Source organism: Bacillus sp. PAMC28571, from assembly GCF_014250435.1.
Classification (GTDB): domain Bacteria; phylum Bacillota; class Bacilli; order Bacillales; family Bacillaceae; genus Bacillus; species Bacillus safensis.
In genome coordinates this window covers 2566583-2590590 of the sequence record NZ_CP060191.1, presented here as the reverse complement: position 1 = coordinate 2590590, position 24008 = coordinate 2566583, and the positions used below count along the sequence as shown (strand labels likewise).

Below are 24008 nucleotides of genomic sequence, written 5' to 3'. Positions count from 1 at the left end.
AAGAAGATTTGTTTCACATAAAAAGGGTATGGTTTTTATAGAAACGTCAAAAAGGAGCAGCTCATATGAAAAAAATCAATGTACAAACAGACAGACGCGATGACATGCTCGACGTCACACACGAGGTTCTCCAATATGTCAGGGAAACAGGCATACAAAACGGAACTGTCATCGTCTATTGTCCACATACGACAGCTGGGATCACCATTAATGAAAATGCGGATCCAGATGTGAAACGGGATATGCTTCGCCGGCTGGATGAAGTCTTTCCGTGGAAACATCCAAAGGATCGCCATATGGAAGGAAATACGGCAGCACATATGAAAGCGAGTTATATGGGGGCGTCTCAGCATGTTCTCATTCATGATGGAGATCTTGTGCTAGGCACGTGGCAGGGAATCTATTTCTGTGAGTTTGACGGGCCGAGGCAGCGTCATTTTTATGTACAAGTGATGTCAAACGAGTAAGAGATGGGGGAAATAAATGGGGGATATCAAAAAGTTGCAAATCGAACATGAAATCATCCAAGCGCCAATGGCAGGAGGAGCTGTGACACCGCAGCTGGCAGCCGCTGTTTCAAATTACGGCGGGCTTGGCAGCCTGGCAAGTGGATATGTGCAGCCTGACGATTTGAGACAGCAGATTAGACAGGTCAAACAGCTGACATCTCGCCTGTTTCAGGTCAATGTGTTTGTACCAGAGCCAATTCCTGATGTGAAAAAAGAGGATGTGGCATTTTGGGAGAGGAAACTGCCTGTATGGCCCGAAGCTCATAGGATGCCAAGCGAAGAAGAATTGTGGGATGATTTTGAACAGAAAATCAACATTCTTCTGGAAGAAGACGTTCCGATTGTTTCCTTTACATTCGCCTGTCCAAAAGAACAAACGATTCACCGCTTAAAACAAAAGGGAATCTTTTTAATCGGAACGGCCACAACAAAAGAGGAAGCACTGCTTTTAGAGGAAAAAGGAATGGATGCCATTGTTCTGCAAGGATGTGAAGCAGGAGGGCACCGCGGCACATTTTTACGTGCAAAAGGAGACGCTCTGCTGGGACTCATCAGCCTGATCTCTGATGTCAAACCGGTCTGCCGAGTGCCTTTGATTGCAGCAGGGGGCATCACGGACCGATCAGGTGTGAAAGCAGCGCTGGCGCTTGGAGCGGATGCGGTCCAAATCGGTACACGGTTTTTAGCCAGCAAGGAAAGTGCTGCGGCAGAAGTATATAAGAAGGCTATTTTACAGGCAGAAGGCAGTGAAACAAAGGTGACCAGACTTTTTTCTGGGAAAAGAGCGAGAGGTATTGTGAATCAGTGGTTGGAGGATGAAAGCCTGCATGAAGATCGGGTTCTTCCTTATCCAGTTCAGCATGTATGCACAACACCGATGCGAAAAGCAGCTGCTGCCGGCAGTAACCCTGATCAAATGGCTCTGTGGGCAGGACAGGGGGTTGGACGTATTCACTCGATTTTAAGCGTTGAAGACATCATGCACGAACTGACGCAGACATAAAATCATGATGGGTGGTGTGACAGGATGGACATCTTAAAACATTCCTACCGAAAAAAAGGCCAGATTGAATTTTGGTTTGATGATTTCCCTCATTCTCCTGCTGTCCTTACGCCCATTCGTCATTACTATTTTGTTCGCTACGTGAAATGGAGCCGGCACGACTCGCCGGTTACAAGAAAAGATTTAGAAGAAATGGAGGTCCTTGCGAACACGATGCTTGGCACACTCCAAAATTATCGTAAACGCAAGGCATACAAAAGCCCCTTGTCATAACCAAGAGACAAGAGGCTTTTTTTAGCTGCCAAACATTTGCCTGAGATAAATGACATCCATCCGGGTAGTCTGCGGTAATAAATAAGCGGATTGAACCGCACCTGGCCGTCTTCTCTTATTTAGTTTGTCGATAATTTCTGCCGCTGTTAAAATTCCAAGCCCATGACCGTAATATTGATCTTCTCCTAAGTAAATCACATTTTCTCCGCGCCATTGCGACTGCTGATAGCTAAACTCTGGATTTTCGAAATATAAACAATCCCCATAGATAAAATCATTCCCGCGCTCTGTATAAATCGACAAAGTATCATAGTGCCAGTCATACAGTGTTAAACTGCGAAGTCTCCGATTAAACTTCTCCTCTCCTACTGTTTGCAAGACCCCCATATAAAACACAATGACAATTGCGGTTGCACATTCAAATGCATATTTTGAACCATTTTCAAAAATGTCTTTAATGCCTCTAGATGGCTCCACTTGATAGCGCAGCTCTAGTGCTCCTGCTTCCGATACTCGCCAAAACGCATCATTTGCACGCGATCTTTGAAAGATGGCAAATGAGGCACCGCTTTTATTCAAATCTCTTGCAGCATTCATAATGTTCGATCTTAAAGTGACCTCAAATAGCAAATCAGATGCTTGCCTATAGCGGAACGTATCATTTGAGGCTTGTAACTGCATCAAAATGCTCCGCTTTTGTCCCTCTAGCTGAAACGATGCCAGCTGCTCATTTGTCACTGGCTGTCCTGAAAGGATAATCATATGAAAAGCGCCCCCTTTTGTATTAGCGTATGCAGGGTGCTTGGGCAAGGAATCAATTTGTGAAAATAAACAAAATAGCATCCTTTTTATTTGAAAAACATGAAAATACTATGAAGATGTCCGATATAAAACATATCGTTTAAAAGGAGGAAAAACATGAAAAGTGCAATAAAATGGTTGAAAAAACCATCGATTTCCAAGAGACTGATTATTTCATTCACACTTGTTCTCGTCTTGCCAATCATTACACTTAGTACAATTTCATATCAGATTGCCAAAGAAGAATTAGATCATGAAATCATGTACGGAGCAAAAGCAAGAGTCAATGATATGAATGACATGATCGAGCAAAAGCTTTTGAATAAAGAAAACGCGGTGAAACTTTTTACTCAAACAACTACTGCTGCAGACTTTAAAAAGAAAAACCAGGACGAACTGTATGAGCATTTCGAAATATACAGCAAAATCAACGAAGATGATGTAGTTGGATTTTATGCAGCAAGTAAAAATCGTGATTTCATTCAGTTTCCTAAAGTAGACATGCCAAAAGGCTATGACCCAACAACACGCGATTGGTATCAGCAAGCGATGCAGGATGAAAAAGGTGAGCCAGTTGTCACCAATCCATACATTTCTGCTACAACAAACGGCATGGTGGTCACAATTGCCCAGCGCCTGAAGGACGGGTCGGGAGCAATCGGAATCGACATTGATGTGCAAGACATTGTTGATAAAATCAAAGAAATTAAAATTGGACGAGAAGGATATCCAATTATTGCAAATAAAAGCAAACAAATTGTAGCCCATCCAGAAGAAAAATCAGGATCTGAAGTCACTGGAAATATTTCATCAATCCTTTACAGCGGCAAAGAAGGAACATCAACTTATGAGAATAAAGGAGAACAAAAACGTATCGTTTTTGTCACAAATGATTTAACAGGTTGGAAAATTGCTGGAACGATGTTTGTATCAGAAACAGAAGAAGCAGCACAGCCAGTTTGGAATTCTGCCATTATTCTTTTAATTTCTTCATTTATCCTTGGCGGTGTCGCTATCTTCTTCATTGTTCGCTCGATTACCATTGGACTGAGAAGGCTTGTTGATTTCTCAGAAAAGGTGAGTGAAGGGGATTTAACAGAAACCCTGGAAACCAAATCGAAGGATGAAATAGGAGATCTCACAAGAAGCTTCAGCAAGATGAGTGAATCTCTTCGTGACGTCATTCGCGCTGTACAGCAATCTGTCGACAACGTGGCTTCGGCTTCAGAGGAGCTGACGGCAAGTGCCAGCCAAACGAGTCAAGCAACAGAGCATATCACGATGTCAATTGAACAATTTTCAAATGGAAATGAAGCACAAAACGAGAAAGTCGAATCCAGTACGAATCAGCTTGTGGCAATGAACGAAGGATTACAAGATATGTCACAAACCTCATCTGAAGTGGCTGCTGTCTCACTTCAATCAACAGAGGCGGCTGGTCAAGGCGGACGCATTGTTGAAAGCACAGCGAACCAAATGAAACATATTGATACATCTGTACAAGAAGCAGAACAGGTCATGAAAGAATTAGAATACAAGTCTAAAGATATTACGAGTATTTTAAATGTCATTAACGGCATCGCGGATCAAACAAACTTACTTGCGCTTAATGCAGCAATTGAAGCAGCAAGAGCAGGTGAATCAGGACGCGGCTTCTCCGTCGTTGCAGAAGAAGTGAGAAAACTAGCTGTCCAATCCGCAGATTCAGCGAAAGAAATTGAGAAGCTTATCCAAGAAATTGTGTTAGAAATTGCTAAATCTCAAGATATGTTCAAAGCAGTCAATCGAGAAGTAAATGCAGGACTTGGTATGACAGAAGAAGCAAAAGAAAGCTTCCAGCACATTTATGAGGCGGCAGAAGGAATGTCGAAAAAACTGTCGCAATTAAACGATACAGCTATTGACCTATCGAGCGGTTCAAAGCTTGTTTCACAAGCGATGCAGGAGATGCGCCAAGTCTCAAGAGAAAGCGCAGCAAACATTCAGGACATTGCGGCTTCTGCAGAAGAGCAGCTAGCATCTATGGAAGAAATCACATCTTCTTCTGTGACACTTGCCAACATGGCGGAGGAACTAAAAGAGCTCACAAGTCAATTTAAAATTAATTAAATAATGATGAAAAAGTATCCAGAATTGTCTGGGTATTTTTTTTATTTTTAAACCTCATTTCCAGTCTCTAAAAATACACCTTTCATCCGATATTAACTTTAGAGAAGTAAAGGGGGAAAGTTAAAATGGGAAAAATGATCCAATGGTTCAAAAAACCATCCATTTCAAAAAAATTAATCATTGCCTTCTTGGTAGTTCTTATCCTGCCGACTGTGGCACTGACAATTAGTGCGTTTTTTACATCAAAGACAGAACTAGACAAACAGATTATGCGCAGTGCGATGAGTCAGGTCAATGCATTTGATACCTTAATCAATGAGAATATTGGCAACAAATCAGATGCTGTGACACTGTTCTCAGATTCACTCAAAGCGTCTAATCTTCAAGAAAAAAATAGAAATGCGACCATTAAAGAATTACAGCAATTTGGTAAAATTAATGAAAAGGATGTTTCTGCGATCTATGCAGGCTCTGAAAAGGGATTATTTATGCAATACCCAGTTCAAAAGATGCCAGATGGCTACGATCCAAGAGAACGTCCATGGTATCAAGAGGCATTGAAAGCAGAAAACGGCAAACAAGTCATCACAAAACCATATGTAGCAGCATCTACAGGCAAAATGGTTATCACAATTGCCCAAAAAACGAAAGATGGTTCTGGTGTCATTGGTCTTGATATGGAAATTGACAGCCTGCTCCAAAAACTAAAAGAAATCAAAATTGGGCAAAAAGGCTATGCTTTCATGATGGAGAAAGATAAAACGGTTTTAGCAGATCCAACCCAAAAGTCAGGAAGTCAGGTCAATGAAAATCTGGCCAGTATTATTTATAAAAACAAAGAAGGAAGCGGCAGCTATACCCTCAAAGGAACAGATAAAAAGGTTGCATATGTCACCAATGAATTAACCGGCTGGAAAATTGGTGGAACGATGCTCGTATCTGAAGTAGAAGAAGCGGCAAAGCCCGTTTTCAATACTGCCATTATCGTATTCAGTGTCACACTCATTGTAGCAGGAACCCTCATTTTCTTTATCGTCCGCTCTATTTCAAAAAGGTTATCCAATCTTGCCCGCTTCTCGAAAAAAGTCAGCGAAGGTGATTTACGCGATAAGCTTCAGATTCAGTCAGATGACGAAATTGGACAAGTTGGTAAAGGCTTTAATACGATGATTGATTCATTGCGATCCCTCATTGGAGCTGTTCAAACTTCAGTCGAGAATGTCGCATCTTCATCAGAAGAACTGACTGCCAGCGCAGGACAAACAAGTAAAGCAACAGAGCATATTACACTAGCCATTGAACAATTCTCCAGCGGAAATGAAAGCCAAAATGATAAAGTGGAATTGAGCTCAGAAGAGTTAGAGGAAATGAACCGAGGCCTTCAGAATATGAATGAATCGGCTGAATCTATTACGGCTTCATCGATCAAATCAACAGATATCGCAGGGGAAGGCGGGCAGCTTGTTGAAAAAACCGCTTCTCAAATGAATGTCATTGATCAGTCCGTGAAAAAAGCAGAGAATGTCATCAGTGCACTTGAAAGTAAATCGAAAGACATTACCCAAATTCTCGGTGTCATCAATGGAATTGCCGATCAAACGAATTTACTTGCGCTAAATGCAGCAATCGAAGCAGCAAGAGCTGGTGAATCTGGCAGAGGCTTCTCCGTTGTAGCAGAAGAAGTAAGAAAACTGGCGGTTCAATCTGCCAACTCAGCAAAAGAAATTGAGAATTTGATCAAAGAAATCGTGCAAGACATCGATGTATCACAGGAAGTATTCACTGCGGTGAATCGAGAAGTTCAATCAGGCTTAAGCTTCACTGAACAAACGAAAGTAAGCTTCCACAATATTTTCGACATGACAAAAGAAATTTCTAACCAGCTCCAAGCAATGAATCAAACCGTTGTCCAGCTTTCAAAAGGCTCTGCACATGTGTCAGAGGCTGTTCGTGAGATTGCAGACGTATCACGTGAAAGCTCGGCAAATATTCAAGACATTGCGGCTTCAGCAGAAGAACAGCTGGCATCAATGGAAGAGATCAGCTCGTCCTCTGCCACTCTCTCTTCGATGGCAGAAGAATTACGCGATTTAATTAGTAAATTTAAAGTTGAATAGACATGAAGAAAAGAGCCTCCAGCTAGAGGCTCTTTTTTATTGGATAAACCAAAAGAAGTGGGTAATTATACTTATTTTTTGTTTTTCTTGAACATTATTCCTTGAAAAATAATTCATATTACCTAAGAATAGAAGAGGAAGACCACAAATCATAAATCAAAAGGAGTAGAGTCATGAAAAAAATCAACTTTTTTAAGCACTTTACGATGTCGAAGAAATTAATTACTGCATTCTTAGCGATTCTCCTAGTGCCAATTCTCGTATTGGCCGCATTTTCTTATGAAGTGGCATCAAAGTCTCTCAATGATGAGATTATGTCTAGTGCTGCAAATGGTGTTCAACAATTAGACGAACTCATTAATAAAGATATACAGCCTAAAATTGACATTGTTTCATATTTATCCAGATCGGTCAAAAAGGAAGAATTGACTGCTAAAAACAAAGATTTACTCAAAGTGAAATTAGAGCAATTATCGGAAACAGATGACGATGTAGTAGAAGTATTTGTTGCAGATCAAAATGGTAAACTAACTGAATATTCCGAGATTCACAAAGGTAATGCAAAGAGCGCAAAAAATGAACCATGGTTTCAGCAATCGATGGGAGAGAAGAAACTCATCATTTCAGATCCTTTCACCGACAAGTCATCAGATGACCTGCTCATCACAATATCAGAACAGTTAGCAGATGGATCTGGTGTGATTGGGGTGAATGTACGATTAAATACGGTTGTAAAAGATACAAACAGCATCAAAATTGGCCAAGAAGGCTATGCGTTTATCGCCACATCAGATCAGCGTTATGTGGCCCATAAAACCGAAAAGGCTGGGACAAAGCTGACTGGTGACTTCATCTCAAAACTATATGATAAAAAAGAAGGCAGCTTTGAATATGAATACAATGGCCAGCCGAAGCAAATGTTTTTTGACACAAATGAAGCAACCGGCTGGAAGCTAGCTGGAACGATGTATGTGAATGAAGTAAAAGAAGCCGCACAGCCAGTGCTCGACTTAACAATGATCATCCTTGCGGCTGCAATTGCCATTGGTGGAATCGCGATTTATTTTATTATTAAATCGATTCGTAAGCCACTGATAGAGCTCTCAGAATCGGCTGAGAAAATCAGTCAAGGTGATTTGACCCAGCATATTGAAGTTCGTACACACGATGAAATCGGTAAACTTGCGCAAAGCTTTAACGACATGTCAGCTAAGCTGAAACAAGTCATTCAAGCTGTCCAAAATTCCATTGAGAATGTGGCTGCCTCGTCTGAAGAGTTAACGGCAAGTGCAGGACAGACAGCTCAAGCGACTGAGCATATCACATCATCTATTGAACAGTTCTCAAACAGCACTGAACATCAAAATGATATGATCGAAAAAAGCTCAGTCCAGTTAAACGAAATGGATCGGAGCTTATCGCATATGGTCGACACAACCTCTCATATGATGGAATCGTCGATCGAATCGAGCAAAACCGCTCAGGCTGGAGGAGAACTCGTTCAAAAAACAGCAGGTCAAATGCAAACGATTGAGCAGGCAGTAAAAGAAGCAGAGCTTGTCATTGCAGGCTTGGAGCAGAAATCAAAGGATATTACAAACATTCTTGGGGTCATCAACGGTATTGCGGATCAAACGAATCTCCTTGCTTTAAACGCTGCGATCGAAGCCGCACGAGCAGGTGAAGCAGGCAGAGGCTTCTCTGTTGTCGCAGAAGAAGTCCGCAAGCTGGCAGAGCAGTCAGGAAGCTCTTCAAAAGAAATTGAAAGCCTGACGAACGAAATTGTGGAGGAAATAGAAAAATCGCAGAAAATGTTTAAACAAGTAGCAGGTGAAGTACAATCTGGATTAAACATTACAGATGAAACGAAAGTGAGTTTTGAGAAAATCACTGATAAAACATCAGAAATGACAGAACAAATGAAACAAATGAACGGATCAGCCAAAGAGCTATCGCATGGTTCAAATGATATTTCTCATGCGGTGAATCAAATCAAAGAGCTCTCAAGAGAAAGCTCAGCAGGCTTCCAAGATATCGCGGCATCAGCAGAAGAACAGCTTGCATCTATGGAAGAGATCAGTTCATCATCTGCCACTTTATCTCAGATGGCAGAAGAACTAAGGGAGCTCATTAAACAATTTAAAATGTAAGAGAGTAGCGAAACACCTGACGCCAAAACGTCAGGTGTTTTTCCATTCGATGCATATAAATTGGGTAATTTGGACTTATTTAGACTTTAATAAGTTAAAAAAGTAAAGAACCTAGTAGTACTTCCGATATATATACTATCTTACTAAAAGGAGTTTTCTTTTTTATGAAATTCATACAGTATTTCAGAAAGCCATCTATTTCAAAAAAGCTCGTATTCTCTTTCTTATTTATTCTTTTATGTCCAATCATCGTATTGGCATTCTCTTCATACCATACGGCAAGCACTTCCTTAAATGATCAAATTATGCAAAGTGCTAAGGAAAACGTAGAGCAGCTAGATAAAAATATTACGAAGGTTGTAAAAGTGAAAACAGACGCAGCCGATTTCTTTAGCAAATGGATCACGGAGAAAAAGCTCAAGCAAAAAGGAACGACCGATATTCAAGAACGCTTTGAGCAGTTCATGAGTATGAATGATGACACAGAAGGCATTTTTGTCGCTTCAAGTGACGGTAAAGTGTTTTCAAGATATCCTAATCAAAAAATGCCTGCCGATTATGTCGCCACTGAGCGTGATTGGTATAAAGACGGCTGGGCGAAAAACGGTGAGCTGTCTGTTTCAGCACCATATCCAACGGCATCAACTGGTACGCTTGTAATCACAATCTCTAAAAAACTAGAGGATGGATCAGGCGTTATTGCGATGAACCTAGACATTGCGAATCTTGTAAAAGAATCAAATAGTATTAATATTGGAAAACAAGGCTATGCCTTTATTTCAAGTCCAGATCGCAAATATGTGGCACATCCAAAGAAAAAAGCTGGAACAACATTATCTGGTGGTGAATGGTTAGAAAAGCTGTATTCACAAGATCAAGGATCTACGAGTTATATGTTTGAAGGAAAAGAAAAGCAAATGGAGTTCACCACAAACAAGGCGACTGGCTGGAAGATTGTCGGGACGATGTTTGTCAGTGAAGTAGAAGAAGCTGCACAGCCAGTCTTTAACATGGCTGCTATTATTTTAACAGGCGCGCTTATCATTGGCGGGATTCTAATCTTCTTTATCATCCGTTCCATTACAAAACCACTTTCCACTCTTGTCTCTTCTTCGAAGAAGATCAGTCAGGGAGATTTGACAGAAAAAATTGATGTCCGCTCAAAAGATGAAATTGGACAGCTTGGCACAAGCTTTAATGAAATGAGTGAGTCCCTAAGAGATGTCATTCAAGCTGTACAAACATCTGTTGAGAATGTCGCTTCATCATCTGAAGAACTGACGGCAAGCGCAGGTCAAACAACAAAAGCAACCGAACATATTACATCATCTATTGAAACATTCTCAAACGGCAACGAAAATCAAAGCGAAATGGTGGAGCAAAGCGCGGCTCATTTAAAACAAATGAATGAGGGTCTGAACGAAGTTGCCGAAACGTCTGATGTCATCACAGCGTCATCTATTCAATCAAAAACAGTTGCGGAAACAGGCGGACAGCTTGTGGAGCAAACTGTTGGCCAAATGAAGACGATTGACCATTCAGTGAAAGAAGCTGAAGGCGTGATCAATGGGCTAGAGCATAAATCAAAAGATATCACAAACATCTTAGGCGTGATTAACGGTATTGCGGATCAAACGAATTTACTTGCACTAAATGCCGCTATTGAAGCAGCACGCGCAGGCGAGTCAGGCAGAGGATTCTCTGTTGTTGCTGAAGAAGTGCGTAAACTAGCGGTTCAATCATCGGATTCAGCAAAAGAGATTGAAAAGCTTGTAAATGAAATCGTCACTGAAATTGAAACATCTCAAAATATGTTCAAAGCAGTGAATGAAGAAGTGAAGAATGGTCTTACAATTACAGATCAAACGAAAGAAAGCTTCTCACAAATAAATGAACAAACAGCGGAAATCGCAGCAAGAATTAACGAAATGAATACAACGGTGCGCGAGCTGTCGAAAGGGTCTGAGCAAATTTCTAAAGCAGTGAATGAAATTGCAGATGTATCAAGAGAGAGTTCAGCAAGTATCCAAGATATCGCAGCATCTGCTGAAGAGCAGCTTGCTTCTATGGAAGAGATTAGTTCTTCATCCACAACTCTCTCACAAATGGCGGAAGAATTACGTGATTTAATTAAAAAATTCAAGATTAGTGAATAAGGTTAAGTGGTTCTCCTCAAGGGGAACCGCTTTTCTTTTTAACAGGACATCTCGTACAATAGAGGAAATCGAAAGAAGAGGAGAGATAGTATGCGTTTATCAGATAAGAAAGTCATTGCGTTTGTCAGCGATGATTTTGAAGATTTAGAGCTGTGGTATCCGGTTCTGCGATTAAGAGAAGAGGGAGCAACTGTCCATCTTGTAGGTGAAAAAGCAAATCATGAGTACATCGGGAAGTATGGTGTGCCGGCGGTATCCGATGCAGATTTTTATTCCATTCAAGCTGATGATTATGATGCTGTGCTTGTCCCTGGTGGATGGGCGCCTGATAAACTGCGCCGTTTTCCAGAAGTATTAGACATCGTTCGTACATTTGATGCGAAGGCAAAACCAATCGGTCAGATTTGTCATGCTGGCTGGGTGCTGATATCAGCAGGAATCCTGAAAGGCAGACAAGTGACAAGTACACCAGGTATTAAAGATGATATGACAAATGCTGGTGCGGACTGGTTCGATGAGGCAGTCGTCACAGATGGCCACCTCATCTCCAGCAGACGCCCGCCTGACCTTCCGCCGTATGTGAAAGCATTTGCGGATGTGTTAGCGGCAAAATAAATGACCGACATGAAACGTAAAAAACAAAGGGCGAACAAATCAATCATTCGCCCTTTGTTCCTCATTTCATGCCCTATACATTTTGTCTGTCGGCAGGATACATCACGCCCATTTGTCTTCTCGCTTCGTCCATGACGGACATGGTTTGAACAGATAAGGCAAATGTATTGACCGGAGACTGCCCCATTCCCTGCTGAATACACTCAATAAAATGATTAATCTCATAAGACATTGCTGGCTGATCATCTTTGAGAGAGATGTCAGTTTGATGTCCGTCACGGTCATGTATCGTAATTTGTGAAGGACGGTGGAATTGATCAATCACCATCGTGGCATCCTCGCCTTGAATTTCAGCCGATAAATGAGACGTTGAAATTTTAGAATGAAAAAGAAGTGCTTGATGCCCGTCATACTGTAAAAGGACTGAACCGTTCCCATCCACACCAGAAGAAAGCTTATAGCCTCTCGCGGTGATTTGATTCGGCAGACCAAATAAGGATATGACTGGGTAAACGAGGTACACCCCGATATCCATTAAAGAACCATTGGATAGCTCAGGCTTAAAGGCATTTGGAAGCTCGCCGCTTCGATAGGCATCGTATCTTGAAGAATATTTACAGTAATGCGCGACCACTTGCCTGATAGGTCCAAGCTGATCAAGATGCTGTTTGATTTGAAGGAAATTAGGCAGAAATGTCGTTTTCATCGCTTCCATCAAACAAACGTGATGTTTTTTCGCTGCGGCAATCATTTCTTCCACTTCTTTTCGATGAGAGGCGAATGGTTTTTCGCATAAAACATGCTTTTGATGCTCCATCATCAACATGGCTTGCTCTTTATGAAGGGCATTTGGACTCGCAATATACACGGCATCAAACGTATCACTTTCCGCCATTTGTTGTAAGTTCGTAAAAACCGTATCAATCCCATATTTTTCGGCAAAGGCCTGCCCTTTTTCAGCGGACCGTGAATAGACGGCTGTACATGTAAAATCAGCTAGTTCTTCACCAGCTTGTAAGAACCGATCTGTAATCCAGTTCGTTCCGATGACAGCAAATCGAATCATGTGATTCCCTCCTTCTGCTTTTCTCTGATTATACATGCTTTGAAAGCGTTTGTATGAAAGAATATTCTTTTTATTGATAAGCGGATGAAACCTTTATATAGGCTGAAACGTCTTACATAAAGGATAAAAATGTACGAAAAGTGGGTAGTTTCTTCCTTCTTCGGGTAATACTCAGGATAGAAGGGAGAGGAGGAAACATGAAGCGCGTCCTGCATATAGGAAGTACATATATCTTTGCGCTTTTATTCATAACGGCTGGCATTTTTCATGTGATAGAGCCGAGCGGCTTTGCCCGCATGATGCCAGGCTGGCCATTTCCATATGTAATGGTCTATGCGACTGCATGTTTTGAATGGCTGCTGGCCGTGCTGCTGCTTTTGCCAAATGTCAGGATTACAGCGGCAAAATCCATTGCTGTCTATCTTGTACTCATTTTCCCTGCAAACTTATTTGCTGCTCGTGAGGGAATACCATTTCCAGGTCAAGAAAATACAGAACAAGCCTTGCTATGGATAAGGCTTAATGGACAGCCGATTCTCATTGTATGGGTGATGTCTATTGCAAAATGGGAAAAAAAGCTGAAACAATGACCACCATAACATGATCAAGTAGTGTACAATTTACTCATAAAATAGCCCGTGTTTGGAGGAACGATATGAACTCTATGCAAATGTGGAGCAGTCGATTTAGAAAATTTTTTCTTGATAACAAGTTTGTTCTCTTTTTACTCGTCCTGTTATTAATTGGATTGAATATCCTTGTTTTCATGAAAACATCATTTATTTTCACACCGCTCATTGTACTCGTCAAAACCATTGCCTTACCGATTATTTTAACGGGGGTCGTGTATTATTTATTAAATCCAATTGTCAACTTGTTAGAGAAAGCAAGAATCAAGCGGATCTATTCCATTTTGCTTTTATATATTGTCATTATTGGGATTATTACAGTGACCATCGTGTCCATTATTCCTTTTTTACAAGCTCAAACCATGAGTCTATTTCATAATCTTCCGAAATACGTCGATACAGTAGAAGATCAAATTAGACAATTAACAGGAAGTAACTTTATTAATCAAGTGCAAAACTCGATGAACTTTAACGTGTCTGAATTAGTAAGTAAAGCATCCAGTCAAGCGACGAAGATTTTGGAAAGCACCTTTACCGGTGTAGGAACATTCTTAGGGGCGCTCACAGAAGTCATCATCTCGATCGTGACTGTGCCGTTTATTCTGTTTTATCTCTTAAAAGACGGTAAAAAGCTGCCTGACTATCTATTGAAATTTTTCCCAAGTAAAATGAGGGAACATACACATATCATGCTTCACGAAATGAACCACCGTCTGAGCTCGTATATTCGCGGACAGATCATTGTCAGCTTCTGTATCGGTGTTCTTCTGTTAATCGGTTATATGATCATTGGACTTGACTATGCGCTGCTGCTCGCTATCATTGCTGCATGTACAAGCATAGTGCCTTACCTTGGTCCAACAATTGCGATTACACCAGCGATTGTGATTGCACTTGTGACGTCACCAGTAATGCTGTTAAAACTCATTATAGTCTGGACAGTGGTTCAGCTAGTTGAAGGGAAATTCATTTCTCCTCAGGTGATGGGGAAAAACCTTCATATTCATCCCATTACGATTATTTTTGTTATATTAACAGCTGGTAAATTGTTCAACGTGGTCGGCATCATTGTCGCTATTCCGACGTATGCTGTTCTGAAGGTCATCACGACTCACTTATTTGATTGGTTCAAAATGCGGTCCAATTTGTATAAAGAAGAAAAGGTTTGATGTCATAATCTTTTTTTGAAAAAAATATAGTATCATAAAGACGAGCTTTCGATGAAGGAAGCTTGTCTTTATGTGGACATAGATGTTTGGCGTGTTCAAAAGATCAGAATTGAAAGGAAAGAAAATCATGAATCTATGGGATTTATTCGTGGCACTGGTTTTAGGAATTGTCGAAGGATTAACAGAGTACGCACCTGTTTCATCTACAGGTCACATGATTATTGTCGATGATCTTTGGCTAAAATCAAAGGAAATTATTACGCCAGAAGCGGCTAACACATTTAAAGTCGTGATTCAGTTAGGCTCAATTTTAGCTGTTATGATCGTGTTTAAAGATCGTATTTTAAACTTATTGGGCTTAAAGAAAAATATCACCGAAGAGCAAAAGCGCAGCGGGCATAAACTGACCATCGCCCAAATTGCAGTTGGACTTGTTCCAGCCGTCATTTTAGGATTCTTATTTGAAGATTATATTGATAAATACTTATTTGACGTCAGAACGGTCGCTGTCGGTTTGATTTTAGGGGCAGTGCTGATGCTTGTCGCTGACTGGATCAATAAACGAAAAACAGAAACAAGCTCTGTCGATAACATGACGTACAGACAAGCGCTTTATATTGGACTGTTTCAATGTTTAGCATTATGGCCAGGTTTTTCGCGCTCAGGTTCGACGATCGCAGGCGGGGTTATTCTTGGTTTGAATCACCGTGCTGCGGCAGACTTTACATTTATCATGGCGATGCCGATTATGGCAGGAGCAAGCTTGTTAACCCTTGTGAAAAATGCCGAATATTTAACACCAGACATGCTGCCATTCTTTATCGTCGGCTTTGTGAGTGCGTTTGTTGTGGCTCTCTTTGTTGTTCGATTCTTCCTAAAACTGATCAATAAAATCAAACTGGTGCCTTTTGCGATATACCGAATTATCCTAGGTGTGATTTTATTTATCCTGTTCATGTAATACTGCTGTAAACTACTCTTTTATAAGAGTAGTTTTTTTGTTATTTCGCCTAATTAAACAGTAAAAACACCCTCTTAATTGGTAGAATAAGAATTTTTTTCATAAATTAGTGTTTAAGAGACAGATAAAGGGGTAGTACATAAACATACCAATTAAAGGAGGAGTTAGAAATAATGAGAAAAACAAGCAAAATGTTTGTTGGTTCTGTCATCGCTACATCAATGATTGCTGCCCCTCTATCTCTTACGACTTTTGGTCAAACGGCTGAAGCTGCTACAACAACAGGGGTTGATGGAAGTGTCTCTATTGATCCAGTAGCTATTGCCGATAAAATTGAACAAGCAGTAAAGTCATCTCAAAATCGTGATGGATTCGTAAAAAATGCAGCATACAGTGCGTTCTATGAAGCAGGTCAAAACTACAACGTAGTTGTCCAAAACTTAAGCCAAGACCACGACTTTAGCGGTCTGAACAATGTTGTTTACTATGATAGTGTTGAATATGACGGTATTACGTTTGGTATTTGGGTATTTGAAGATGGTACGTTTGTCAATAATGGCGACGGTGGATATATTAACTGGACGTTTGTTGGCAGCTTTGACCGAGAAGATGGAAGCGGAACTGTCGATTTTCATAAAAGATTCTAATCTTAAAAGTCTGCCGGAGAATCGGCAGACTTTTTTTATAACGCACATTCTTCTATTTCAAACCCTAAATCTTCAATGATGTGATGATCCGTTTGGACTTGCTGGCCTTTAGTTGTTAAATAATCACCAACAAAAATGGAATTTGCGGCATAAAGTGCGAGCGGCTGGAGTGTCCGTAAATTAAACTCTCTGCCTCCGGATACCCGAATTTCTTTTGTTGGGTTGACAAATCTCATCATTGCCAGCACTTTCAATGCTTTGATTGGGTGTGTTCGTTTTTGATGCTCAAGCGGTGTTCCTTCGATGGCATGAAGAAAGTTGACTGGAATTGAATCCGCATCAAGTGCTCTAAGCGCAAAAGCCATTTCAACGATCTGCTGATTGGTTTCACCCATTCCAATAATGACCCCTGAGCAAGGTGACATGCCAGACTGTTTGACCTGCTCAATGGTCGACACGCGGTCATCGTATGTATGAGTTGTCGTAATTTGAGCATGATGATCATGATGTGTATTGATATTGTGATTATACCGATGAACACCCGCTTCCTTCAGCCGCTTCGCTTTTTCTTCATTTAATAACCCAAGACAGGCACACACCTTCAAAGGCATCGTTTCAGTGATCTCCTTGACTGCTGCTGTGACTTCATCTAATTCCCTATGAGAAGGCGCTCTCCCGCTTGCCACAATACAATAAGTCCCGGCTTTTCTTTTAAGAGCTTCACGCGCACCATCTACAATGGTCTTTTGATCAAGCATTGTATATCTTTCAACTGGTGCTTTTGAAATCATCGACTGTGAACAATATCCACAGTTCTCAGGGCAATATCCACTTTTCGCGTTAAAAATCATATTTAATTTCACCTTTTTTTGAAAAAAATGAAATCGTACCTGATAGGCTGCTTGCATAATAGATAACAATTCTCTATCGTCAGCTTCAAGAATGTCTAGACCCTCTTGCACCGTGATCGGTTCATTTTTCATCGCCTTCTCCGCTATTGCTTCCCAAGACAAAGACAGCTGCTCTCTCATCATGAATGCCCCCTTAATATGTTAACTTATTTTTATTAAAAGTTAACATATTGGGCGGATGTTGGCAATCATGATTCAGATGAAACCGACTCTAAACACCAAAAGGCGATGACTTCATGTCATCGCCTTTAGATATGTAAAGCTAGATTGTTTATCGAACAGTAATATAGTTAATCACAAGCTCGCCTAGTGAATTATAGTAGGAAACTGTTACAGAACCGCGTTGTACAGCGCGAATCCAAGTGAAGTTTGGAGCTGTTTGATCTAATTGAATTGCATACGTTGCACCCGACACAGAAATTTGGCTTGCTGGAAGAGAGACGGCGATTGAAGAACCTACAGAAAGTGTACGGTTCACCGTAATTACTTTATTCATAATAGGAGCTTTTGCTATGACTGGTTCTTTTGGCTGTGCAGCTGCATGAGCACCTTCAGTTTGAGAGAACGTAAGAGCACCTACAGCAGCTAAAGACAATGTACAGATTTTCATGAATTTTTTCATCGGTAACACTCCTTTTTTTTGGTATATACATATATTAATAATAATAGAATTATTTGTCAATTAATATATATGAAAAAAAGAGTAATTATGGTGAAAATTGTCACATATTTGTTGGAAAAGACATGATTTTTTATTCATATGCTATTTCTTTTTTAAGGGAAAAAGAGGTATAAAAAAAGCTGGGTTCGTCCCAGCGTAAAGCAGATGAAAAGAGATGATCAATTGTCGTCACGCTTTTTTGGCTGACGACCTTTTTGCTTCTCTTTCTCTCTAATGTAGTTAATAAAATCGATGGTTTGTCTTCGTGCTTCTTCGGAAAAATCTGAGGCTGCTTTAAACGCAATTTGCAAATCAAGATCGTCTGCAAGATCGTCATCGGGCCTGCCTTTGTCCTTACCTGTGAGAAGATAATCGGTTGAGACCCCATATAACTCGGCAATTTTCACAATCATTTCACCGTCGGGTTTTCTCAAGCCGTATTCCCAGTTTGCATAAGTGGACATTGCCTTTAATCCGAGTTTTTTAGCAACTGTTGACTTGCTCCATCCATGCTTCTCTCTTAATTCAGTTAGAATCTTCCCAGTCAAATTATCCATCAGAAACACCTTTTTTCATGTTATGAGTAAATTTTATCATGAATTACACGGAAAAGATAAATAAATACACAAAAAGAATAAAAATATGATTGACTTACTCGTTCAGTGTATATTATCATAATGAATATAACTTACACATATTGAGTAAGAGGTGGAAAGATGAAACTTGAAAATTTACGAGAAGAGCGCATATTGCAAGGAAAAACACAAACCTATATGGCGAAAAAACTGGGATATAAGTACATAAGCGGCTATGCAAATATCGAAATGGGCAGAACGAAGCCTAGCTTAGAAATAGCAAAGCATATTGCAGATCTGCTGAATACCGGGGTTCAAGAGCTTTTTTTTGGCCAAAAGTTACACGAAAAGAGTAATTCTTTAAGAGAAGATCGGTTCTTAGAAAAGGGGAGACGAGCAGAATGAATATTGAACATCCAATGGTGACTCAGATGAGTGACTTTGGTTATCCAAAAAGCTATTGGTTATATGACATGAAACGATATGGATACCAAACAGAAATTGAGGACAGCTTGGAGGGAGCTGAAGAAGATGAGACATCAGCTGACGTTTGATGCTAGAAAAGAAGCGCAGCTTTGTTTAGACCAAGCTGGCGGCTGGATCGCCTTTCATCGTCAGAAACCGATGTTTGTTTTTGCCACAGCAGAAGAGAAAGAGACATATATGACCCTCCTGGAGGCTAAGGTCGATGATACAAAAAAGGAGGAATCAGGGCAACGTGAAACGATGGAAGCAAATCATGACATTTTTGAAATGCTTGCTCAAAGCGAGTAAAAACGAACAAGACATCCGCCAGTGGTCAAAGGATGACGGGAGATCATAACATGGTCATCCATTTAATTATTGAACATGAGCATTTGTTAACAAAAGAGACATTGATGAAAAGAATACGATCAGCTGCAAAAGGGCAATGCCCGCAAAAATTAAAAGGCGCACTATCACTTGAAATTCGTTTATTTGATCACATGCCGTTTGACATAGCTGACTGCCAAAAAAAGCGTACATACGCAGAAAAAGGGTTGATACGCCCGGTACACGTCAGCATCTTTCAGCCGAATCTACAGCATATTCAAGAAGCACTTCATTCTATAGCTGATGAAGTCCCTCTGCAGATGGTCGATTTAAGAGTTTCCCAGTTTTATAGTATGTGTCCAAGAGTTGAAATCATTATCAATACGGTAGGTGGTGGCACGAGGCCATCACCAAAAAAGGAGACAAGCATATGAACGAGCCAAAACAACTATTCATTCAAGAAAACCAAACATTTGTCGGTGAGATGGAAAAAGGAAAAATTCAAGTCATCGTGTTAGATGGGAATGTAGGAACGGCTTATAAAATGGATGTACCTGAACATGGAAAAACTATTATTCAAACGGCAAAAGGTCATTTTGCAAGAGTAGACCACGAGATTGGTTTTAAAATCAGCTAACTGACTGAACACATCAAAGCACAATATGTCCAAGACGGAAAGCCTGCGGACACTGATCAAGACCCTGCTAAAAGGGGGCCTGATTGGTGTCCGTTTTTTATTTTCTTAAAAAAGGGAGAGAGCCAATATGCAAGATTTACTCATTGAATATAAAAGAGCTTTAAAGAATGCTAGAAAACAATATGAACCATTTAAAGAAAAAGAAGAACATCAGCTGTCCGTTCAAGACAAGCATGATAAAAAAATGATCGCCAGTATGGTAAGCGATCTGGAATACGTAGTAGAATGGCTTCAAATCGGAAGAGAGCCAGGTGCGCGCAGAGGATTAGACAGACGTTCAGTCTATCAGCGTACCATTCTCGCAAATCCTGAAGTGTTAGAGGCTTTATCACATGAATATACCCTTATTCAAGAGAAAGAAAGAGAAGTCAGTGAGAGAGACAAAAGACGAATTGATGAAGCTTTGTCTGTTTTAACAGATCGAGAAAAGGACGTATTCTTTATGCACACAACACAAGGGTTATCGTTTAGCGAGATTGCGGTTATGCTGGATGTCAAAAAAGGAACTGTCCAAAAACATATGGAAAGAGCGCGGACGAAGATGTCCAAAAAAGTACAAGAACGCCTATTCAGAGCTGCTGAATAGGTGTTTTTTCTATTCAAAAATAAAACAGCTAAAGCTTGTCTTACAGTTGCCACCTATAGTTAGAAAGACCAAACGAATGTTTGCTAGCCCTACACAAATGATTCCTTCAGAGGGAATCATTCGAATTAAAAGGAGGCGGCAGGTGAATGTAAATGAAAGATAAACGGATAGAGGCCAAGCAGGATTATATGAAGGGGATGACGTACCAGCAAATTGCTGATCATTACAATGTCTCGATCCATACCGTCAAATCGTGGAAAAGGCGATACGGATGGCAAAGACAAAAAACTTCGTCAAAGCAAGCACACTCGATTTTCAATCAATTTCTTTCAGATGAAACGATTGAAATCATGGAGAAAATGGATGGACGTACATCGCTTGATTTAATCTGGGATCAAATTCAAATTCAATATGCAGCCATTATTCGCGCGCAGCGAATCATGTATGTAGCAGATCAAGAGGACATGATCAAAGAGCTGAAAAAGGCGGCATACATGCCTTCTTCATTAGAAGAAACAGGAGAAGGCATTCAGACAGAACTAGACATCACCTCAGAAGAATATTCGTTTCAATTTTCATGGGATCGGCATGCGACGTTTTTAAATGCACAATCCCGTGCAATGGGTGAACTCAGGCGTTTAATAAAACAGTTTGAAGAGCTCGCACATGCGAAGGATGAACGAAGATTAAGGCTGAAACAAATTGAACTGACGATCGAAAAAACGAAAAAAGCAGTGCGTGAAGAAAAAGAGGAAGATCTTCAAATCATGATCAAGCGAAAAGAGGACGACTCATGACGCCATTGATTGAAAAAGAAGTCAATCCTCATTTTGAACACTTTCTATTCGATTGGAATCAAAAGTTTCAATTTTTAGTAGGGGGCTACGGCTCCTCTAAAAGCTATCACATTGCTTTAAAGCTCGTCTTAAAGCTGCTGGAAGAAAAGCGGACAGCACTTGTCATTCGAGAAGTGTATGATACGCACCGCGAATCAACCTTTTCTTTATTACAAGAAATCGTCAGCGACCTCGGCATCGACCACGTGGTGAAGTGCCGAAGTTCGCCGCTTGCACTAACATTTCGAAACGGCAGCAGCATCTTATTTAAAGGACTGGACAAGCCTGAAAAATTGAAATCGATCAACAACATCTCGATCATTTGGATTGAGGAATGTTCAGAGGTTTCTTATGAAGGCTTTAAAGAGCTGCTTGGAAGGCTGAGGCATCCATCCTTACCGCTTTATATGATGTTATCGACCAATCCTGTTGGTCAGGATAATTGGACGTACAGACATTTTTTTCGAGATGAACAGCTGAAGCGATTTGTTTTAGATGACGAAACATTATACAAAAAGCGAACCGTTGTCATCAAGGATACGTATTACCATCACTCCACGGCGGAAGATAACCTATTCCTTCCTAAAAGCTACGTGAAGCAGCTGGATGAGCTGAAAGAGTATGATCCAGATCTCTATCGTATTGCGAGGAAGGGGTATTTCGGCATTAATGGCACAAAGGTTTTTCCTCAATTTGAGGTGAGAAGCCATTCTGATGTATTAGAAGCCATTCAGCAGATTGACAGACCGCTGAAACGAGCAGGCATGGATTTTGGATTTGTTGAATCGTACAATGCGCTCATTCGGTTAGCTGTCGATCATGAAAAAAAGTACTTATACATTTATTGGGAATATTACGACCGCGGGAAAACAGATGATGAAACAGCCACTGACTTGAAAGAGTTCATTGAATCAAAGGAACTAATTAAAGCCGACGCAGCCGAACCTAAAACCATTCACTATTTTCGGCAGCGCGGCTTTCAAATGGTAGCAGCACATAAGTTCCAAGGCTCACGTTTGCAGTATACAAAAAAAATCAAACGGTTTAAGAAAATTATTTGTTCTGATGCTTGTCCATATACCATCTATGAACTTCAATCACTAACCTATAAGGCAGATAAGGATGGACGTCTAGAGGAAGATGAATTTCAAATCGATCCGCACACTTTATCAGCCATCTGGTATGCGCTGGATGATTATGAAGTGACAGATTTGAAGCAGACCGCCTCAGAGCGTGTCCGTCCAAACAGAGAGAGGAGGTCCATACAATGAAACAATTGAAAGCAACCATTATGAAGGCAAACATGTCTGATCATACAAAACAAATGTATGCAGATGAATTTTCCTACGAAAAGGATGACATTGTTCCCCCGCCTTACAATATCAATGAATTAAAAAGCATGGCAGAATATTCAACCATTCTTCAGCAATGTATTGATGCGTATAAGACCAATATTTTAGGCTTTGGTTTTGGTGTAGAATATGCCTTTGACTTTAATGCAGAAGGTGTGAAACCAGCAAAAAAGAAGGCCGCAGAGAAGGAATGGACAAGACTTGAAGAGTTTACGAAATACATGAACTATGATGAATCAGCCGATGTAGTGCTTGGCTATGTCATCGAAGACCGGGAGAAAACGGGCAATGGTTTTTTAGAGGTGCTCCGAGATGGTCAGGGAAAGCCGGCAGGAATCGAGTATTTAGATGCGCTCCATATCCGTATTTGCAAGCTGAGTGAGCCAGTCGACGTCGAATTCCAGTACACAGAAAACGGTGAATTGAAAACAATGAATCGAAAGAAACGATTCCGTAAATATGTGCAGGTGATCAATGAAAAGAAAGTCTTCTTCAAGGAATATGGTGATCCGCGCATTTTACATTGTGAAACAGGTAAATACGATGACACCACCCCAGAGCCGCTGCGCGCAACAGAAGTAATTCATTTTAAAATCGGCAGTGGAACGTATGGAATTCCCCGCTGGATTGGCAACATCGTCAATATGTATGGAGCACGCAAGGCAGAAGAGCTGAACTACCTTTATTTTAAACAAGGGCGGCATGTACCTGGTGCCATCATTGTCGAAAATGGAATGCTGTCTGAGTCTTCCTATCAGCAGCTTCAGGATTATATGGACGATATTGAAGGCTCTGATCATGCACATAAGTTTCTATTGCTTGAAGTCGAAGGTCTCCCGACGGAAAAAGGGTTAACTGGAGAAGAAGATGTCTCAAATGTCAAAGTGAACTTCAAATCCCTAGCAGAGATCTTGCAAGAAGATGCACTCTTTTTAGAATACGATGAAAAAACAAGAAACAAAATCCGCTCTGCTTTTCGCCTGCCGCCTATTTACACAGGTGAGTCTCAAGACTATAACAAAGCGACAGCCGATACGGCGCGAAAAACAACAGAAGAACAGGTATTTCAGCCTGAACGGCATCTCATCACAGGAAAGCTCAATACCCTTTTCTTGCCGGATCTTGATATTTGGCATGTTCGTTTCCTATTAAATGGTCCTGACTTTAGAGATCCATTAGAGATTGCCAAGGTTCTGACACCGTTTATTCAGGCTGGGGCAGTGTCACCAAACGATTTGCGAGATCTAGCGGGACGTATCCTTGGGAAAACGTTAGAGGAATGGCCGGAGGATCTCTATCACAGACCTTTAGAAAGCCGCATGACATCAGCCGAACAACAGCCTCAACGAGAGGCGATTCAGCTGAAGAAATAAACCGAAGCGCATGCGCTTTT

Annotated in this window: 26 protein-coding genes and 4 pseudogenes; 25 read left to right on the top strand and 5 right to left on the bottom strand. The window is 40.7% G+C overall.

All coding sequences use genetic code 11. The features are described 5' to 3' along the window. Positions 1-65: 65 nt before the first annotated feature. The 3 genes from H7F25_RS13175 to H7F25_RS13165 are packed head-to-tail and all read left to right on the top strand — an operon-like array spanning position 66 to position 1785. The gene (locus H7F25_RS13175; protein WP_024423286.1) at positions 66-467 is read left to right on the top strand and encodes a secondary thiamine-phosphate synthase enzyme YjbQ; all 402 of its coding nucleotides are present in this window, start codon (positions 66-68) and stop codon (positions 465-467) included. Positions 468-483: 16 nt separating this feature from the next. After that, the gene (locus tag H7F25_RS13170; protein WP_185853803.1) at positions 484-1512 is read left to right on the top strand and encodes a nitronate monooxygenase; all 1029 of its coding nucleotides are present in this window, start codon (positions 484-486) and stop codon (positions 1510-1512) included. Positions 1513-1536: 24 nt separating this feature from the next. Further along, positions 1537-1785, top strand: a complete 249-nt coding sequence (locus tag H7F25_RS13165) for a hypothetical protein (protein ID WP_024423284.1) — start codon at positions 1537-1539, stop codon at positions 1783-1785. A 21-nt stretch (positions 1786-1806) separates the two neighbouring features. Here the strand turns inward: H7F25_RS13165 and H7F25_RS13160 are convergent, their stop codons facing one another. Further along, positions 1807-2547, bottom strand: a complete 741-nt coding sequence (locus tag H7F25_RS13160; RefSeq protein WP_024423283.1) for a protein-glutamine gamma-glutamyltransferase — start codon at positions 2545-2547, stop codon at positions 1807-1809. Between the two features lie 156 nt (positions 2548-2703). Here H7F25_RS13160 and H7F25_RS19570 point away from each other — a divergent pair. The 9 genes and pseudogenes from H7F25_RS19570 to H7F25_RS13135 form a co-directional block, all read left to right on the top strand. Further along, positions 2704-3705, top strand: a pseudogene (locus H7F25_RS19570) (cache domain-containing protein); the annotation flags it as partial. Between the two features lie 39 nt (positions 3706-3744). Further along, entirely contained in the window at positions 3745-4695 is a 951-nt protein-coding gene (locus H7F25_RS19565; RefSeq protein WP_370880891.1) for a methyl-accepting chemotaxis protein, read from the top strand. A gap of 125 nt (positions 4696-4820) precedes the next feature. After that, positions 4821-5819, top strand: a pseudogene (locus H7F25_RS19560) (cache domain-containing protein); the annotation flags it as partial. A 42-nt stretch (positions 5820-5861) separates the two neighbouring features. Further along, positions 5862-6812, top strand: a complete 951-nt coding sequence (locus H7F25_RS19555) for a methyl-accepting chemotaxis protein (RefSeq protein WP_375850675.1) — start codon at positions 5862-5864, stop codon at positions 6810-6812. Between the two features lie 173 nt (positions 6813-6985). Further along, a pseudogene (locus H7F25_RS19550) lies at positions 6986-7975 on the top strand (cache domain-containing protein); the annotation flags it as partial. Positions 7976-8014: 39 nt separating this feature from the next. Further along, positions 8015-8962 carry a methyl-accepting chemotaxis protein gene (locus tag H7F25_RS19545; protein WP_369880186.1) on the top strand — a complete coding sequence of 316 codons (948 nt, stop codon included), beginning with the start codon at positions 8015-8017 and terminating at the stop codon, positions 8960-8962. A gap of 164 nt (positions 8963-9126) precedes the next feature. Further along, a pseudogene (locus tag H7F25_RS19540) lies at positions 9127-10125 on the top strand (cache domain-containing protein); the annotation flags it as partial. A gap of 39 nt (positions 10126-10164) precedes the next feature. Next, complete coding sequence (locus H7F25_RS19535; RefSeq protein WP_370880889.1) at positions 10165-11118, top strand: methyl-accepting chemotaxis protein; 954 nt, start codon at positions 10165-10167, stop codon at positions 11116-11118. A gap of 90 nt (positions 11119-11208) precedes the next feature. Continuing rightward, positions 11209-11733: a type 1 glutamine amidotransferase domain-containing protein gene (locus H7F25_RS13135; RefSeq protein ID WP_185853800.1), complete on the top strand. Its 525-nt coding sequence runs from the start codon at positions 11209-11211 to the stop codon at positions 11731-11733. Positions 11734-11806: 73 nt separating this feature from the next. Here the strand turns inward: H7F25_RS13135 and H7F25_RS13130 are convergent, their stop codons facing one another. Further along, entirely contained in the window at positions 11807-12799 is a 993-nt protein-coding gene (locus H7F25_RS13130) for a Gfo/Idh/MocA family protein (RefSeq protein ID WP_103131539.1), read from the bottom strand. Between the two features lie 197 nt (positions 12800-12996). Between H7F25_RS13130 and H7F25_RS13125 the strand changes: the two genes are divergently transcribed. From H7F25_RS13125 to H7F25_RS13110, 4 genes are all read left to right on the top strand, one after another. Next, complete coding sequence (locus H7F25_RS13125; protein ID WP_185853799.1) at positions 12997-13389, top strand: DoxX family protein; 393 nt, start codon at positions 12997-12999, stop codon at positions 13387-13389. 65 nt (positions 13390-13454) lie between these two features. Continuing rightward, positions 13455-14597: an AI-2E family transporter gene (locus H7F25_RS13120; RefSeq protein ID WP_024423275.1), complete on the top strand. Its 1143-nt coding sequence runs from the start codon at positions 13455-13457 to the stop codon at positions 14595-14597. A gap of 127 nt (positions 14598-14724) precedes the next feature. Then, entirely contained in the window at positions 14725-15558 is an 834-nt protein-coding gene (locus H7F25_RS13115) for an undecaprenyl-diphosphate phosphatase (RefSeq protein ID WP_025094210.1), read from the top strand. 173 nt (positions 15559-15731) lie between these two features. Then, positions 15732-16205 carry a hypothetical protein gene (locus H7F25_RS13110; protein ID WP_024423274.1) on the top strand — a complete coding sequence of 158 codons (474 nt, stop codon included), beginning with the start codon at positions 15732-15734 and terminating at the stop codon, positions 16203-16205. Positions 16206-16240: 35 nt separating this feature from the next. Here H7F25_RS13110 and bioB read toward each other — a convergent pair whose 3' ends face one another. The 3 genes from bioB to H7F25_RS13095 form a co-directional block, all read right to left on the bottom strand. Continuing rightward, positions 16241-17236: a biotin synthase BioB gene (gene bioB / locus H7F25_RS13105; protein ID WP_034624561.1), complete on the bottom strand. Its 996-nt coding sequence runs from the start codon at positions 17234-17236 to the stop codon at positions 16241-16243. A 151-nt stretch (positions 17237-17387) separates the two neighbouring features. After that, positions 17388-17738, bottom strand: coding sequence for a hypothetical protein (locus tag H7F25_RS13100; RefSeq protein ID WP_024425911.1), 351 nt, complete (start codon positions 17736-17738; stop codon positions 17388-17390). A 218-nt stretch (positions 17739-17956) separates the two neighbouring features. Then, on the bottom strand, positions 17957-18334 hold the full coding sequence (locus H7F25_RS13095; protein WP_185853798.1) for a helix-turn-helix domain-containing protein: 378 nt from the start codon (positions 18332-18334) through the stop codon (positions 17957-17959). Between the two features lie 159 nt (positions 18335-18493). On the opposite strand from H7F25_RS13095, the gene H7F25_RS13090 reads away from it, so the two are divergent. The 9 genes from H7F25_RS13090 (at position 18494) to H7F25_RS13050 (ending at position 23988) form a co-directional block, all read left to right on the top strand. Continuing rightward, a complete protein-coding gene (locus H7F25_RS13090; RefSeq protein WP_135032751.1) occupies positions 18494-18757 on the top strand; it encodes a helix-turn-helix transcriptional regulator in 264 nt (87 codons plus the stop codon). Next, entirely contained in the window at positions 18754-18906 is a 153-nt protein-coding gene (locus tag H7F25_RS13085) for a hypothetical protein (RefSeq protein ID WP_162860191.1), read from the top strand. Before H7F25_RS13090 ends, H7F25_RS13085 begins: the two co-directional genes overlap by 4 nt. Beyond that, positions 18884-19126 (top strand): hypothetical protein, encoded by a 243-nt coding sequence (locus H7F25_RS13080; RefSeq protein ID WP_029706250.1) that lies wholly within the window; start codon positions 18884-18886, stop codon positions 19124-19126. Before H7F25_RS13085 ends, H7F25_RS13080 begins: the two co-directional genes overlap by 23 nt. Before the next feature lie 50 nt (positions 19127-19176). Continuing rightward, positions 19177-19578 carry a RusA family crossover junction endodeoxyribonuclease gene (locus H7F25_RS13075; RefSeq protein ID WP_034624557.1) on the top strand — a complete coding sequence of 134 codons (402 nt, stop codon included), beginning with the start codon at positions 19177-19179 and terminating at the stop codon, positions 19576-19578. Between the two features lie 50 nt (positions 19579-19628). Continuing rightward, positions 19629-19781, top strand: a complete 153-nt coding sequence (locus H7F25_RS13070) for an XtrA/YqaO family protein (RefSeq protein WP_395960789.1) — start codon at positions 19629-19631, stop codon at positions 19779-19781. 127 nt (positions 19782-19908) lie between these two features. Next, entirely contained in the window at positions 19909-20427 is a 519-nt protein-coding gene (locus H7F25_RS13065; RefSeq protein WP_024423267.1) for a sigma-70 family RNA polymerase sigma factor, read from the top strand. A 152-nt stretch (positions 20428-20579) separates the two neighbouring features. Then, complete coding sequence (gene terS, locus H7F25_RS13060) at positions 20580-21224, top strand: phage terminase small subunit (protein WP_024425907.1); 645 nt, start codon at positions 20580-20582, stop codon at positions 21222-21224. An 8-nt stretch (positions 21225-21232) separates the two neighbouring features. Continuing rightward, a complete protein-coding gene (locus H7F25_RS13055) occupies positions 21233-22534 on the top strand; it encodes a PBSX family phage terminase large subunit (protein WP_162860192.1) in 1302 nt (433 codons plus the stop codon). Beyond that, positions 22531-23988, top strand: a complete 1458-nt coding sequence (locus tag H7F25_RS13050) for a phage portal protein (RefSeq protein WP_185853797.1) — start codon at positions 22531-22533, stop codon at positions 23986-23988. Before H7F25_RS13055 ends, H7F25_RS13050 begins: the two co-directional genes overlap by 4 nt. Positions 23989-24008 lie beyond the last annotated feature (20 nt).

What these genes read in the sequence shown, in the direction of transcription:
- H7F25_RS13160 (WP_024423283.1), bottom strand. Translation starts at nt 2,547, where the DNA reads ATGATTATCCTTTCAGGACAGCCAGTGACAAATGAGCAGCTGGCATCG.
- H7F25_RS13175 (WP_024423286.1), top strand. Translation starts at nt 66, where the DNA reads ATGAAAAAAATCAATGTACAAACAGACAGACGCGATGACATGCTCGAC.
- H7F25_RS13065 (WP_024423267.1), top strand. Translation starts at nt 19,909, where the DNA reads ATGCAAGATTTACTCATTGAATATAAAAGAGCTTTAAAGAATGCTAGA.
- H7F25_RS19545 (WP_369880186.1), top strand. Translation starts at nt 8,015, where the DNA reads ATGTCAGCTAAGCTGAAACAAGTCATTCAAGCTGTCCAAAATTCCATT.
- H7F25_RS13095 (WP_185853798.1), bottom strand. Translation starts at nt 18,334, where the DNA reads ATGGATAATTTGACTGGGAAGATTCTAACTGAATTAAGAGAGAAGCAT.
- H7F25_RS19565 (WP_370880891.1), top strand. Translation starts at nt 3,745, where the DNA reads ATGAGTGAATCTCTTCGTGACGTCATTCGCGCTGTACAGCAATCTGTC.
- H7F25_RS13090 (WP_135032751.1), top strand. Translation starts at nt 18,494, where the DNA reads ATGAAACTTGAAAATTTACGAGAAGAGCGCATATTGCAAGGAAAAACA.
- terS (WP_024425907.1), top strand. Translation starts at nt 20,580, where the DNA reads ATGAAAGATAAACGGATAGAGGCCAAGCAGGATTATATGAAGGGGATG.
- H7F25_RS13120 (WP_024423275.1), top strand. Translation starts at nt 13,455, where the DNA reads ATGAACTCTATGCAAATGTGGAGCAGTCGATTTAGAAAATTTTTTCTT.
- bioB (WP_034624561.1), bottom strand. Translation starts at nt 17,236, where the DNA reads ATGAGAGAGCAGCTGTCTTTGTCTTGGGAAGCAATAGCGGAGAAGGCG.
- H7F25_RS13165 (WP_024423284.1), top strand. Translation starts at nt 1,537, where the DNA reads ATGGACATCTTAAAACATTCCTACCGAAAAAAAGGCCAGATTGAATTT.
- H7F25_RS13085 (WP_162860191.1), top strand. Translation starts at nt 18,754, where the DNA reads ATGAATATTGAACATCCAATGGTGACTCAGATGAGTGACTTTGGTTAT.
- H7F25_RS13110 (WP_024423274.1), top strand. Translation starts at nt 15,732, where the DNA reads ATGAGAAAAACAAGCAAAATGTTTGTTGGTTCTGTCATCGCTACATCA.
- H7F25_RS13130 (WP_103131539.1), bottom strand. Translation starts at nt 12,799, where the DNA reads ATGATTCGATTTGCTGTCATCGGAACGAACTGGATTACAGATCGGTTC.
- H7F25_RS13080 (WP_029706250.1), top strand. Translation starts at nt 18,884, where the DNA reads ATGAGACATCAGCTGACGTTTGATGCTAGAAAAGAAGCGCAGCTTTGT.
- H7F25_RS13050 (WP_185853797.1), top strand. Translation starts at nt 22,531, where the DNA reads ATGAAACAATTGAAAGCAACCATTATGAAGGCAAACATGTCTGATCAT.
- H7F25_RS13135 (WP_185853800.1), top strand. Translation starts at nt 11,209, where the DNA reads ATGCGTTTATCAGATAAGAAAGTCATTGCGTTTGTCAGCGATGATTTT.
- H7F25_RS13075 (WP_034624557.1), top strand. Translation starts at nt 19,177, where the DNA reads ATGGTCATCCATTTAATTATTGAACATGAGCATTTGTTAACAAAAGAG.
- H7F25_RS19555 (WP_375850675.1), top strand. Translation starts at nt 5,862, where the DNA reads ATGATTGATTCATTGCGATCCCTCATTGGAGCTGTTCAAACTTCAGTC.
- H7F25_RS13115 (WP_025094210.1), top strand. Translation starts at nt 14,725, where the DNA reads ATGAATCTATGGGATTTATTCGTGGCACTGGTTTTAGGAATTGTCGAA.
- H7F25_RS19535 (WP_370880889.1), top strand. Translation starts at nt 10,165, where the DNA reads ATGAGTGAGTCCCTAAGAGATGTCATTCAAGCTGTACAAACATCTGTT.
- H7F25_RS13100 (WP_024425911.1), bottom strand. Translation starts at nt 17,738, where the DNA reads ATGAAAAAATTCATGAAAATCTGTACATTGTCTTTAGCTGCTGTAGGT.
- H7F25_RS13125 (WP_185853799.1), top strand. Translation starts at nt 12,997, where the DNA reads ATGAAGCGCGTCCTGCATATAGGAAGTACATATATCTTTGCGCTTTTA.
- H7F25_RS13070 (WP_395960789.1), top strand. Translation starts at nt 19,629, where the DNA reads ATGGAAAAAGGAAAAATTCAAGTCATCGTGTTAGATGGGAATGTAGGA.
- H7F25_RS13170 (WP_185853803.1), top strand. Translation starts at nt 484, where the DNA reads ATGGGGGATATCAAAAAGTTGCAAATCGAACATGAAATCATCCAAGCG.